We start from the raw sequence: 12,370 nt of genomic DNA, 5'->3' as shown, positions 1-12,370 counted from the left end.
GAACGCCACTCAGGAGACCTGCCCTCATGACCCCCGAAGAGATTGCCAAACTGCCCTACCGGCCTTGCGTCGGCGTGATGCTGGTGAATGCCGAGGGCGAGGTCTTTGTCGGCCAGCGGCGCGACCGGGATCAGGACGCTTGGCAGATGCCGCAGGGCGGGGTCGACAAGGGCGAGGCCGCGCGCGATGCGGCCCTGCGTGAGTTGGAGGAAGAGACTGGCATCCCCCGCGATCTGGTTCGGATCGAAGCCGAGACGACAGGTTGGCTGCCCTATGATCTGCCCCATGGACTGGTGCCCAACATCTGGAAGGGCCGCTACCGGGGGCAGGAACAGAAATGGTTCCTCATGCGTTTTCTCGGACAGGACGATCAGGTGAATATCCAAACGGCCGAGCCTGAATTCTCGGAATGGCGCTGGATGCCCGCGGGTCAACTCGTCGCCAATATCGTGCCGTTCAAACGTGCGGTCTATGCGGCGGTTCTTGAAGAGTTTGAGGAGAAGTTATGACACGGATCATTGCTTGCGCTCTCGCCACCTTGGCTCCGCTTCCCGCGCTTGCGCTTAGTTGTCTGCCTCATTCTGTAGAGGCGACCTATCAACGCGCGGCAGAAGCTAAAGAAAGCTATGTCGTAGTGCAGGGCCGTCTGACCTTTGATGCCAGCGCATTGCCGGACAATGGCACCGGCACCATCAATCCCCCCGAAGAGACGCCGATCCCAGCTGAAATTAGTGGCAAGGCGCTTTCCGATGGGGGCTTTGACGTGCCCTTTGAACAGCCGTTGATGCTGAACGTTCTGTGCTACGGCCCGTGGTGCGGCTCTGCCGAGGAAGGCGAGGTGCTGGCCTTTCTCAAACGCGGTGCCAATGGCACCTATATGCTTGAGAGCAACCCTTGCGGCGGCGACCTCTTTGGATCGCCCAAGCCCGCAATGGTCGACAAGGTGATCGCCTGTTTCCAAGGGGCGGAATGCACGCCGGTGCGCTAATTCGGCAGCAGTCGTTTAAACTTGGATCAGGGGCACCTGCGGTGCCGCATCGCGCGGCAGCAGGCCGATCAGGCGGGGATCATCGTCAATCTCAACCTGACGGCGGAAGGGGTTGAACCCCGAGCGCATATAGAACCCAAGCGCTTGCGGGCTGTCATTAGTGCAGGTGTGTAGATGCAGCCGGTTGATCGGCTTTTCCCATGCCAGCGTGATCGCTTGGTTCATCAGATACCGCCCCGACCCGCTGCCGATCAGCGCAGAGGTCAGCCCGAAATAGGCCAGCTCACAGCTGCCGTCTTCGGGGTAGTTCAGTTCCAGCAGCGCCTCGTCCTTGCCATTACGGGTAAGCGTATAGAAGTCCCGTGCAGGGTCTTGCAATAGCGCGGTGAGGGCCGCGTCGTCCAGTTTCAGCCGCCCATACCACAGCCAATCCGTCCCGACCCGGCGAAAGATGTCGCGAAACCAGTCGAGCGTCGGAGTGAGCTTCCGAAAGGTGACACCTTCAGGCAGAGGCACTTCGCGGAGGGTGGGTTTGGCACTCATCTGAAGATGTGTCACCACCACCGCCAATTTGCCAGGAGGGACGTCGTGAAAGCCGCTTTCCATCATCAAACCAGCCCCTCGGCTTTAAACAGCGCCATGATGTCGGTCTGGGGGCGGGGGCCGATGTGGCGGATGACTTCGCCCGCACAGATGTTGCCCATACGGCCACAGGTTTCCAGATCGCGGCCCGTGGCAAGACCATAGAGGAAGCCCGCCGCGAATTGGTCGCCCGCGCCCGTGGCATCTACCGGCACGACCTTTTCAACCGGCACGTCGACACGTTCCTCGCCTCGGACCAGCGTGACCCCGTCGCCCGAACGGGTGCAGACCACCAGCGGGCAAATCTCGGCGGTCTTGGCCAGGGCGACTTCGGTATCGTCTGTTTCCCACAGGGCGCGAATTTCAGCCTCGTTGCCGATCACATAGCCCAGATCGTTCTTAATCAGCGTGAGGAAGTCATCGCGGTGACGTTCCACGCAGAAGGGGTCGGAGATGGCAATGCCCGCCATGCCGCCGCCCGCTGCCGCTGCCCGCGCGGCCTCACGGAATGCGGTTTTGCCGGCGTCATGGTCAAAGAGATAACCTTCAAGAAACATCAGCTTGGCTTGGGAAGTCACTGCCTGCGGCACATCCTCCGAAGTCAGTCCGGTCGAGATGCCGAGGTATGTGTTCAGCGAACGCTCCCCGTCCGGGGTCACGAAGATCATGCAGCGCGAGGTCGGGTTCTCTCCCTCTGCCACCGGGGCGTTGACGAAATCGATGCCGATATCGGTCATCGCCTTCGCATAGAACTGGCCCAGTTCATCATCACGCACCCGGCCGATGAAGGCGGTCTTGAGGCCCAGCGCGCCCGCACCTGCCACGGTATTGGCGACCGAGCCGCCCGGCGTCTGCAAGCGGTCTTGCATCGCACCATAGAGGTCTTCGGCGCGGTCACGCTCGATCAACTGCATGATGCCTTTCTCGATGCCATTGTCGGCAAGGAAAGCGTCATCCGCATGGGAGATCACGTCGACGACGGCGTTGCCGATGCCAACCACTTCGTATTGGGTCATTCTGTCTTGTCCTCGTATTGGCACAGGTCTCGGATGATACAGGTGCGGCACAGCGGTTTGCGTGCTTTGCAGTGATAGCGGCCATGCAGGATCAGCCAATGATGGGCATGGCGCTGGAAATCAGCGGGGATGTTGTCTTCGATGGCGCGCTCGACCGTATCGACCGTCTTGCCCGGCGCGATGCCGGTGCGGTTGCCGACGCGGAAGATATGCGTGTCCACCGCCTGCGCGGGCTGGCCCCACCACATGTTAAGCACGACATTCGCCGTCTTGCGCCCCACACCCGGTAGCGATTGCAGCGCAGCGCGGGAATTGGGCACCTTGCCGTTGTATTCGTCGACGAGGATTTGGCTCAGCTTGATGACGTTTTTGGCTTTCTGACGGTAGAGGCCGATGGTCTTGATATGCTCAATTAGCCCCTCGACCCCTAGATCGAGCATCTTTTGCGGCGTGTCGGCAATTTTGAACAATTCGCGCGTGGCTTTGTTGACGCCCGCGTCGGTCGATTGCGCACTTAGTGCCACGGCCACGACGAGCGTATAGACGTTCACATGCTCCAACTCGCCCTCGGGCTCAGGCTCGGCCTGTTGGAAGCGTGTGAAAATCTCGCGGATCGTATGGTAATCAAGTTGGCGGGCCATGGGCCGGGTATGCGATGAAAGACGCGGCAGGGCAAGCAGGGGCGGGCTTTGCGATACGTTGGCGCAAGAAACGGGTCGCGCGGGGGCAGGGGTGCGCGTATCTTCATGCCATGACACAGATCACAGACATATCCCCCGCGCCCGAAGATCAGGGTTACCACTATCAGGTGATGCGCCGCGCCATCGCCCTGATTGACGAGGCCGAAGACCCCAAGCAACTGGACTGGATCGCCGGGGAAATGGGCATGTCTTCCGCACATTTTCAAAGGCTTTTCTCGCGTTGGGTCGGTGTGTCGCCCAAGCGCTATCAGCAGTATCTGATGCTGGATCAAGCCAAGGTCATGCTGCGCGACCATTTTACGACGCTGGCTGCCGCGCATGAGCTGGGTCTCTCGGGCAGCGGGCGGTTGCATGACCTCTTCCTGCGCTGGGAGGCGATGAGCCCCGGTGAGTTCGCCCGCAAGGGCGCTGGACTCACGATCTATTGGGGGTGGTTTGACAGTCCCTTCGGTCCGACGCTGGTGATGGGGACCGACAAAGGCATCTGCGGCTTGGCGCTTTCCTCAGAAGTGGGGGAAGACGCGGCGATGGAGGATCTTTGCAGTCGCTGGCCTATGGCTGATTTTACGGAGGCGCCCGACCGGCTGCGCGCTTGGGTCGACACGGCCTTTGGGATGCAAAAAGACCCGGAGGCCAAAGCGCCGCTATATCTTATCGGAGCACCCTTTCAAATCAAGGTTTGGGAGGCGCTGTTGAGCATCCCCTCGGGGCAGGTGACAACCTATTCCGAAATTGCGCAGACCATCGGTAGCCCCCGTGCCGTGCGCGCGGTAGGGACCGCCGTAGGGCGGAACCCGGTGAGTTGGTTGATCCCCTGTCACCGCGCATTGCGTAAGAGCGGGGGCTTGGGCGGATATCACTGGGGCCTGCCGGTCAAACGGGCCATGCTGGCGTTTGAGGCCGCGCGAGCAGAAGCCTAAACTGCGGAGTCTGGGCGGGTTTTTGCCGAACAGCGGCTATATGTAATGTTCGTGGGAACTTTGCATGACTATATTGCGTTCACGTAAAGATGCCCCGCCCGAACGGGGCCCGTAAACATGAAGGCAGTAGACATGATTTCTTCGAAAATGACTTTGGCCGCCGCTCTGGCTGGCGCGATGACACTGGGTGCGTGTACGCAACCAATGCAGCCGGGCAATGGCGATCCCAACCAGCGTACCAAGAACGGCGCTTTGATCGGTGCGGGCGTCGGGGCCCTTGCCGGTGCGCTGTCGAAAGGCGACGGCAATCGTACCGAAGCGGCCGTAAAGGGCGCATTGGTCGGTGGCGCGATCGGCGCGGGCGTTGGTTACTCGCTCGACAAACAAGAGGCAGAGTTGCGTGCCGCGATGGATAGCCGTGTGGTGATCACCAACACAGGCGACCGTCTGATCGTGACCCTGCCGCAGGACATCCTGTTCGCGACAGACAGCACAAGCGTCGCTCCTGCGCTGCGTGACGATCTAGCCGCCTTGGCTCAGAACGTGAACGTCTATCAGAACTCCACCCTGCAGGTCGTGGGTCACACCGACAGCGACGGCGAAGCGGCATACAACCAGCAGCTTTCCGAGCGTCGTGCACAGGCCGTGGGCAGCATTCTGCTCTCCAACGGCGTGCCGCAGCAGCGTTTGCAGACATTTGGCCGTGGCGAAAGCCAGCCGGTGGCAAGCAACCTGAGTGCCGCAGGCAAAGCGCAGAACCGCCGGGTCGAAATCGTGATCCTGCCCAACGCGCGCTAAACCGCGCTTAAATAATGTTTGAGAACCCCGGCCAGTGGCCGGGGTTTTTTCTTTTCGTCAGAGGTTATCGCTGACCCGGAACCCTTCGGGGATCGTGTCGCGCCCCTCAAGCAGCAAATCGGCCATGACCTGTCCAACTTTGGGGGCCATGCCGAACCCGATCTTGAAGCCGCCATTCGCAATATAATGCTCCGGTTTGCCGGGCCATGCGCCCAACATCGGTGCGCGGCTCCGGCTGCGCGGACGTAATCCGGCCCAGCGTTCGACGACCGGCGCGTCTTGCAAAGCGGGCACCGCCGCGCGGGCTTTTGCGATCACAGCGTCAAGCTGCGCATCGGTGCTGTCAGGGCTGTCATACTCTCTCTCAGTTGTGCCGCCGACGGCCACGGTGCCGTCCAGATGCGGGATCACATGCACCCCATCGGCGAAAAGCTGTGCCGCACCGCCTCGGTCCAGCTGTAACAGCGCCGCTTGGCCCTTGATGCCTGCGCCGACCAAACGCGAATGGCCCGCGTTAAGCACCTCTAACCCCGCGACACCAGTGGCCCAAAGGACTTTGCCTTGTTCCGGGGCGTCGTTGAGAACTTCTACGCCTTTGACCGCTAATGCTGCGACGAGGGATGCGCAGGCACGGCGCGGGTGGACGAGGGCGCTCAGCGTATCGCGGATCAGCCAGCCGGTGGGGCTATTGGGGGCCCAAGCGTTCCCCTCGGCGCGGACAACCTCCCACCGTGCGTGGCCCTGCCAGAGGTCCGTCGCCGTGGCTTCCCGCTGTCGGGCGAGGGCCAGCGCCGCTTCATCCGCGATAGGCTGTAAACGCCCGCTGCGGATATACCCCGGCGCGACGCCTCCTGTGGCTGCAATCTCGCCCCAGAATGCCTCAGCGCTCAGAAGGCTGTCGAGTTGAAAGGCTTTCTTGGCGTTCCAGTTCTCGGGCACATGCGGCGCCAGCGCGCCGACGATCCCGCCCGAGGCGCCTGCCGCCGGCCCGGCAGGGTCCACCACCCGCACCGACGCCCCGCGCAAGACGCAGGCCCAAGCCACCGTCAGGCCGAAAATCCCGGCCCCTCTTACGGTTACATCCACCATTGCCATTCCCCGCCAGCTTGCGCAGTGTCTGCGCGACTTCACTTCCCCTCTAGCAGGACGTACCGTGCCAGACCAGAATGCCCAGATCACTTGGCGCGAGGGCCAAGTGCCCGTTTCGACCCAGTTCGATGACCCCTACTTCAGCCTAGAGGACGGCGCGGCGGAGACGGCTTATGTCTTTCTGGCGGGCAACGACCTGCCCGAGAGGTTCCGCCCCGGCTTTCACATTGCGGAGCTTGGCTTTGGCACGGGCCTGAACCTGCTGCTGGCGTGGGACGCATGGATGCAGGCGGGCCACGAGGGGCCGCTGCATTTCACCAGTTTCGAAGCTTACCCCATGCGTCCCGAGGATATGGCGCTGGCCCATGCGGCCTTTCCGGCGCTCGACGGGCGGCGCGATGCGCTGACGGCGGCATGGGATGGCACGGGCGGCGTGTTGGAGCTACCGGGATTGCGGGCCGAGATCATCTTCGGCGATGCGCGCGAGACCCTTCCAGCTTGGCAGGGGCGGGCCGATGCTTGGTTCCTCGACGGGTTCTCCCCCGCCAAGAACCCGGAATTATGGGGCGATGACCTGATGGCCGAGGTGGCGCGCCACACCGCGCCGGGCGGCACTGCCGCGACCTATACCGCTGCTGGCTTCGTTCGCCGTGCGCTCAGCGCGGGTGGTTTCGAGGTGACCCGCATCCCCGGCTATGGCCGCAAGCGCCACATGACCCGCGCGCAGATGCCAGTATGAGCCAGTCTAACAACATCCCGCTCGGCATCATGCTGATGATCGCCACCACGATGGTTTTCGCGGCCCAAGACGGGCTGTCGCGCCACTTGGCCGAGAATTACAACGTGCTGATGGTGGTGATGATCCGTTATTGGTTCTTCGCCGCTTTCGTCATCGCGCTGGCTCTGCGCAAGGCGGGCGGCATCCGCAAGGCCGCCGCCACGACGCAGCCCGCGGTGCAAATCCTGCGCGGCGTGCTGTTGTCGGCGCAGATTTGTACGATGGTGCTGGGCTTCACCATTCTGGGGCTGGTGGAGAGCCATGCGGTCTTTACCTGCTACCCGCTTTTGGTGGCGGCGCTCTCCGGTCCGATCTTGGGTGAGAAAGTCGGCTGGCGGCGGTGGGCGGCGATTGGTGTGGGCTTCATCGGTGTTCTGGTGATCCTGCAACCCGGGCTTCGGGTGGTGGATCCGGCCGCCGCGATCCCGCTTGCGGGGGCGGCAATGTTCGCGGTCTACGGGCTGTTGACCCGCTATGTCGCGCGGCGTGACAATACGGCGACGAGTTTCTTCTGGACCGGCGTGACCGGGGCGGCGGTGATGACAGCCGTGGGCGTCTGGTTTTGGGAGCCGATGACACCGGGCAACTGGCTACTGATGGGCACGCTCTGCATCACCGGGGTCACGGGCCATTGGCTGCTGATCCGCTGTTATGAGGTCGCCGAGGCCAGCGCCGTGCAGCCCTTCGCCTATACGCAGTTGATCTTTACCGTGATCATCGGCCTGTCGATCTTCAACGAGGTGCTGCGGCCCAGCGTGGTGCTGGGCGCTAGCATGATCGTGGCGGCGGGGCTGTTCACCCTATGGCGCGAACGCCTTCAGCGTCGACCCGGTTAACTCTTCGCTAAAGGGGATCGGCAGCGGGTCTTTGCCCAGACGGGCGCGGTAGACTGGCAGGCTTTCGGTCACCCGCATGACGTAGTTCTGCGTCTCGCGGAAGGGGATCATCTCGATCCAATCGACGATGTCGATCTCGCCGTTGCGCGGGTCGCCATAGGTCGCCATCCAGCGGCGCGGGCGGCTGGGTCCGGCGTTATAGGCTGCCGACATCATTGCCACATTGCCATCAAAGAGCCCGGCCATCTGCGACAGATAGGTAGCCCCAAGGCGGGCGTTGTAATCGGGATCGGCGGTCAGACGGTCTGTCGTGTGCTGGCTAGAGATGCCCAGATCGCGCGCCACGTCTTTCGCCGTGGCCGGCATGATCTGCATCAAGCCCCGCGCACCGACACCGCTTTGCACGTTGGGATCAAACTCGCTTTCGCGGCGCGCAATGGCGAGGGTCATTTCAGTGGCCATCGGCAGGTCTTTCTCCACCAGACTGTGCAGCGCATAGTAGGGAGCGGGCACTTCCAACCCGCGCTGCGCCGCGCGTTTGCCGATCATCACGGCTATGTGCGGCTGACCCACGTCGATGGCGGCTTGGCCCAACAGCTGAAGGTCTTCGGGCACGAGTTGTTCTGCGAGGTGGGTCCAGAAACGCTCCGCCGTGGAAAGCTCGCCAGAGGCCTGCAACAATAGCCCGGCTTCGAACAACGGCGCGCGGGCCAGCGGGGAGGTCCGCCAATCCTGCGTAGGCGCAGTGCCTTTCAGCCTTTCGTCGAAAGGAATACCGCCCCGCTCAGCGGCCAGCAATCCGTAGAAGGAAGTCTGGAACTTTGCCCCCATGGCATAGGCCCGGGCGGCCCCTTCGGCATCGCCCATCGCCTCCAGCGCGCGGCCCTGCCAGTAACCGGCGCGGCCTTGGCTGATGGGGGATTCCACCGCGCCATCATGCTTTTGGAAGTGGCCCAGAGCGGTGGTGGGATCATCCAGAAAACGTAAGGCAATATAGCCCGAAAGCCATTCAAGATCGGCAAAGTCTGACCCGCTGGTCAGAAAGTGCTGCGATGCAATCTGATAGGCGGTTTTCGGGTCGCCGTTGCGCATTTCATCGCGCGCCATGGCACGGCGACGGTTAGACCATTTGGGCGGCTGACCGAGGGCTGCGGCAGAGGTGGAGCGCTGTAGCAGCAGGGCTTTGGCATCATCGCCAAACCCTTTGCGGATGCGCCATTCAAAGCGGTCATGCGCCAGCCCCGGCGCATCTGCCTTGGCCGCGGGCAGCGCGTCAATCTTGGCGTTCACATCGCTTTCCAGCTTTTGCAGCGCGATGCGGGTCTCGGCCAGCGCTTTGTCGGCGCTTGGGACCAGATCGAACATCTGCCGCGCTTCGGAATGCTCGCGCTGCCAAAGCATCTCTTCCAGCCGTGCCGCGTGATGAGGGGCCAGAAGACTACCATGCGCCTCGACAAACAGCGCCTGACTGGTGGCGTTCATCGGCATGGTGCGCCACGCAAGAACCAGATTGGCCTCGGCCTCGCCGCGCTGGCCGCTGTCGATTAGCGCCTTAGCATGGGCCAGCACCCCGCGCGGGGTTTGCGGGGCCATGGCCGAAAAGAACGCCAGTATGTCGCTGCCGGATTGCTCGATCACGGCCTCTTCGGTTTGCTTGCGCAGGTACTCTTCGCCCGGCCAATCGGGCCTGCGGGCGAGAAAGTCGCGTGCCTCGGCATAGCTGCCCCGCCCGGCGCGGAGCCGGTGCCATTCGATCACGTCAGCGGCAACCTGCCCATCACGGGCGGCAAGGATCGCGGCTGAGTCCCAATTGCCTGTACGCATCGCATCCATCGCCCAGCCCAAAGGGCGTGGGCGCTGCGCTTCGGCAGGCACGGTCAGGACAAAAATACCTATGAGAATCGCCATCAGGCGCGTCATCGCTTGCATTTCCTACGTCTCCGGGGCTAGAGCCTTGCAACATATGGCTCGGGCGACGTTTATCAAACATTACCGCCCGCAAAAGCCTTCATCCAGTCCGGTTTTCCGCCGGCCAGCACATAAGGAGCGTGCATATGTTTAAAGGCTCTCTGCCTGCCCTCGTCACGCCGTTTCGCAACGGCGCGCTGGATCTGGATACGCTCAAGAAACTTATCGAATGGCACATCGGCGAAGGGTCGAGCGGGCTTGTCCCCGTCGGCACCACGGGCGAATCCCCGACGCTGAGCCATGCCGAGCATGAGACCGTCGTCGAAGAGGTTGTCAAAGCCGTCGCGGGCCGCATTCCGGTCATCGCAGGGGCCGGGTCGAATAACACGGTCGAGAGCATCCGCCTTGCCCGCCACGCCGAGAAAGTCGGCGCGGATGCGCTGCTGTTGGTCACGCCCTACTACAACAAGCCGACCCAACGCGGTTTGATCGCGCATTTCACCGCCGTGCATGATTGCTGCGACCTGCCGATCATCATTTACAACATCCCCGGCCGGTCGGTCGTGGATATGACGCCCGAAACGATGGGCGAATTGGCCCAACTGCCGCGCATCGTCGGCGTGAAAGACGCGACTGGTGATCTCGCTCGGGTCAGCGACCAGCGCATCACATGTGGCAAAGATTTCATCCAACTTTCCGGCGAAGACGCCACAGCGCATGGGTTCAACGCCCAAGGCGGTGTTGGCTGTATCTCGGTCACTGCCAACGTCGCGCCGCGTCTTTCCGCGCAGATGCAGGCGGCCTGCCTTGAGGGTAACTATGCCAAAGCGCTGGAACTGCAGGACCGTCTGATGCCGCTGCACAAGGCGATCTTTACCGAGCCGGGGCTGGTTGGCGTGAAATACGCCATGTCGCGGTTGGAGTTGTGTTCTGACGAGGTGCGCCTGCCGCTGACAGAGCTGACGGACCCAACCAAAGAACTGGTCGATGCGGGTCTGCGTCATGCGGGTTTGATGAACTAAGACTGCTTTCTAAGCTGTGAATTAGAATGCAGAGGGGGTGGAGACACCCCCTCTTTTGCGTTCAGCGTTTGCCGTAGTAAATCCCGACCACATGTTCCGCCTGCGCAAAGAACAGCCAGCGCGAGGTCAGCACCCCCGCCGCGTGGCTGAGCACCGCGAGGGCAGCAGCAAGGTGGTGGAACGCGGGCGACAAGAGCAGCAGAAGCGGCAGCAGCACCATAAGCGTAATCGCGATCACCCGCAGCTTCAGCGCGTGTTTGCGCCCAATTTGATAAACGAACTCGCGCAGCAGATAGTTGCTGCCAGTATGCGGCGGCTCAAAGGCGCGGACGCTGCCGATATTGCCGAGCCGCGTGGCGGTCGCGATATCTGTCCCCGAGGCCGCCAGCGCCCGATCCCCGTGCCACCATGCGGCGATCTGCACCGCCCCGGCCAGCACCAGAAGCACAATCGCCGCCGTCACCTGTCCGGCCAGCACCGCGCCTCCTGCAATGCTGAGCGACAAGAAGTTCAGTGGCGTCATCACGCTGTGCCAGCGTGGCACAGTCTTCATCTGGGTATAGATCATCGCCGTGGTCAGAACCGTCAGCAATGACAGTGCCGCGCCTAGCAGCCCTAGCGGCCAAAGCCGCATGTCGTAGAACACCAGCCCCGCGCCATAGGCTGCCATGGTCAGCAGGGCCGCGACCGAGGCCCAAGCCTCCCGGCTGAGCCAACTGCTGCGCCACTGGGTAAAGGCCTTGAGCGCGCGTTCCGGATGGCCCAAGTGGAATGTCGATGCGATCAACCCGCCCACGGCCAAAAGGTAAGCCAGCGCGAAGAAAACGAAGGCCACCCAGCCGGTCACGGCAGGCAGGCCGATGCCGAGCCATGCAAGCAGGCCAAAGCCGAGCCCCGACAGGCTGCTGAACAGGATAACAGAAGGTGCCGGATGCATCAGAGCTTCTCCAGTGTGCGGTCAAGCCAGCCGAGGAAGCCTTTGGGGCCGCTGTCGATAGGGGCAAGGAAAGGCGCCAATATGTCAATCTCGCCACTGTCCTCCGGCCCTTGCAACTGATCGCGCGGGCGGGGCGGCAGGTATTTATTGACAGGTTTGGTGCCTTGCTCGGGCATAAGGTCCACACCGCCGCGCTCGGCCACCAATTGGCTCACCGCGCTCTCAGGATCGCCAAGATCGCCAAAGTGTCGCGCGCCAGCGGGGCAGGTGCGCACGCAAGCAGGCTGGCGGTCTTCTTCGGGCAGGTTCTCGTTATAGATACGGTCGACGCAGAGGGTGCACTTCTTCATCACACCTGCGGCCACGTCCATCTCACGCGCGCCGTAGGGGCAGGCCCAAGCGCAAAGACCGCAACCGATGCAGTCGCTTTCATTGACCAGCACGATGCCGTCTTCGACGCGCTTGTAGCTCGCCCCTGTGGGGCAGACTGTGACGCAGGGCGCGTCATCGCAGTGCAGGCAGGATTTCGGGAAGTGGACGAGTTGCGCGGCACCGGCCTCGGGCTGCACCTCATAGCTGTGCACGCGGTTGAGAAAGGTGCCCGACGGGTCCGCGCCATAGGCGTCCTGGTCCGACAGCGGCGCGCCGTAGTTCTCGGTGTTCCAGCCTTTGCAGGAGATCACGCAGGCATGGCAGCCGACACAGGTATCAAGGTCGATCACAAGGCCGAGTTTGCGGTCGGTCTGTTGGGGGAGCGTGGTCATGACTGGGTGTCCTGAGGGGTCTTGAGCGGTG

General features: G+C 62.6%; 14 protein-coding genes. 7 read left to right on the top strand and 7 right to left on the bottom strand.

What is annotated here, in order from left to right:
- Positions 1-26: 26 nt before the first annotated feature.
- Together K3759_RS15880 and K3759_RS15875 are read left to right on the top strand one after the other, a co-directional pair.
- The gene (locus K3759_RS15880; protein WP_259983255.1) at positions 27-509 is read left to right on the top strand and encodes an RNA pyrophosphohydrolase; all 483 of its coding nucleotides are present in this window, start codon (positions 27-29) and stop codon (positions 507-509) included.
- Positions 506-988, top strand: coding sequence for a hypothetical protein (locus K3759_RS15875; protein ID WP_259983254.1), 483 nt, complete (start codon positions 506-508; stop codon positions 986-988). The genes K3759_RS15880 and K3759_RS15875 overlap by 4 nt, the downstream gene beginning before the upstream one ends.
- Before the next feature lie 15 nt (positions 989-1,003).
- Here K3759_RS15875 and K3759_RS15870 read toward each other — a convergent pair whose 3' ends face one another.
- Genes K3759_RS15870 through nth form a run of 3 tightly spaced genes read right to left on the bottom strand, consistent with a single transcriptional unit; the run spans position 1,004 to position 3,227 of the window.
- Positions 1,004-1,597: a GNAT family N-acetyltransferase gene (locus K3759_RS15870; RefSeq protein ID WP_259983252.1), complete on the bottom strand. Its 594-nt coding sequence runs from the start codon at positions 1,595-1,597 to the stop codon at positions 1,004-1,006.
- Positions 1,597-2,586, bottom strand: a complete 990-nt coding sequence (locus tag K3759_RS15865; protein WP_259983250.1) for an adenosine kinase — start codon at positions 2,584-2,586, stop codon at positions 1,597-1,599. The genes K3759_RS15870 and K3759_RS15865 overlap by 1 nt, the downstream gene beginning before the upstream one ends.
- Positions 2,583-3,227, bottom strand: a complete 645-nt coding sequence (gene nth, locus K3759_RS15860) for an endonuclease III (protein WP_259983248.1) — start codon at positions 3,225-3,227, stop codon at positions 2,583-2,585. The genes K3759_RS15865 and nth overlap by 4 nt, the downstream gene beginning before the upstream one ends.
- Before the next feature lie 110 nt (positions 3,228-3,337).
- Here nth and K3759_RS15855 point away from each other — a divergent pair, with 110 nt between their 5' ends.
- The gene (locus K3759_RS15855; protein ID WP_259983246.1) at positions 3,338-4,207 is read left to right on the top strand and encodes a bifunctional helix-turn-helix domain-containing protein/methylated-DNA--[protein]-cysteine S-methyltransferase; all 870 of its coding nucleotides are present in this window, start codon (positions 3,338-3,340) and stop codon (positions 4,205-4,207) included.
- 132 nt (positions 4,208-4,339) lie between these two features.
- The gene (locus tag K3759_RS15850) at positions 4,340-5,005 is read left to right on the top strand and encodes an OmpA family protein (RefSeq protein ID WP_259983244.1); all 666 of its coding nucleotides are present in this window, start codon (positions 4,340-4,342) and stop codon (positions 5,003-5,005) included.
- Positions 5,006-5,062: 57 nt separating this feature from the next.
- On the opposite strand, the gene K3759_RS15845 is transcribed toward K3759_RS15850, so the two are convergent.
- A complete protein-coding gene (locus K3759_RS15845; RefSeq protein ID WP_259983242.1) occupies positions 5,063-6,100 on the bottom strand; it encodes an FAD-binding oxidoreductase in 1,038 nt (345 codons plus the stop codon).
- A gap of 58 nt (positions 6,101-6,158) precedes the next feature.
- Here K3759_RS15845 and mnmD point away from each other — a divergent pair, with 58 nt between their 5' ends.
- A complete protein-coding gene (gene mnmD, locus K3759_RS15840) occupies positions 6,159-6,833 on the top strand; it encodes a tRNA (5-methylaminomethyl-2-thiouridine)(34)-methyltransferase MnmD (protein WP_259983241.1) in 675 nt (224 codons plus the stop codon).
- Entirely contained in the window at positions 6,830-7,708 is an 879-nt protein-coding gene (locus K3759_RS15835; RefSeq protein ID WP_259983239.1) for a DMT family transporter, read from the top strand. The genes mnmD and K3759_RS15835 overlap by 4 nt, the downstream gene beginning before the upstream one ends.
- On the opposite strand, the gene K3759_RS15830 is transcribed toward K3759_RS15835, so the two are convergent.
- A complete protein-coding gene (locus K3759_RS15830) occupies positions 7,673-9,637 on the bottom strand; it encodes a lytic transglycosylase domain-containing protein (protein WP_259983238.1) in 1,965 nt (654 codons plus the stop codon). The two genes, K3759_RS15835 and K3759_RS15830, sit on opposite strands and share 36 nt — an antisense overlap.
- A gap of 125 nt (positions 9,638-9,762) precedes the next feature.
- On the opposite strand from K3759_RS15830, the gene dapA reads away from it, so the two are divergent.
- Complete coding sequence (dapA, locus tag K3759_RS15825) at positions 9,763-10,638, top strand: 4-hydroxy-tetrahydrodipicolinate synthase (protein ID WP_259983236.1); 876 nt, start codon at positions 9,763-9,765, stop codon at positions 10,636-10,638.
- 61 nt (positions 10,639-10,699) lie between these two features.
- Here the strand turns inward: dapA and K3759_RS15820 are convergent, their stop codons facing one another.
- Positions 10,700-11,575 (bottom strand): DmsC/YnfH family molybdoenzyme membrane anchor subunit, encoded by an 876-nt coding sequence (locus K3759_RS15820; protein ID WP_259983233.1) that lies wholly within the window; start codon positions 11,573-11,575, stop codon positions 10,700-10,702.
- The gene (locus K3759_RS15815) at positions 11,575-12,339 is read right to left on the bottom strand and encodes a 4Fe-4S dicluster domain-containing protein (RefSeq protein WP_259983232.1); all 765 of its coding nucleotides are present in this window, start codon (positions 12,337-12,339) and stop codon (positions 11,575-11,577) included. The genes K3759_RS15820 and K3759_RS15815 overlap by 1 nt, the downstream gene beginning before the upstream one ends.
- Between the last annotated feature and the right edge of the window lie 31 nt (positions 12,340-12,370).

Origin of the sequence: Sulfitobacter sp. W027, from assembly GCF_025143985.1 — a bacterium.
Classification (GTDB): Bacteria; Pseudomonadota; Alphaproteobacteria; order Rhodobacterales; family Rhodobacteraceae; genus Sulfitobacter.
The sequence above is the reverse complement of the archived record's forward strand: the minus strand, read 5'-3'. Positions and strand labels throughout refer to the sequence as shown.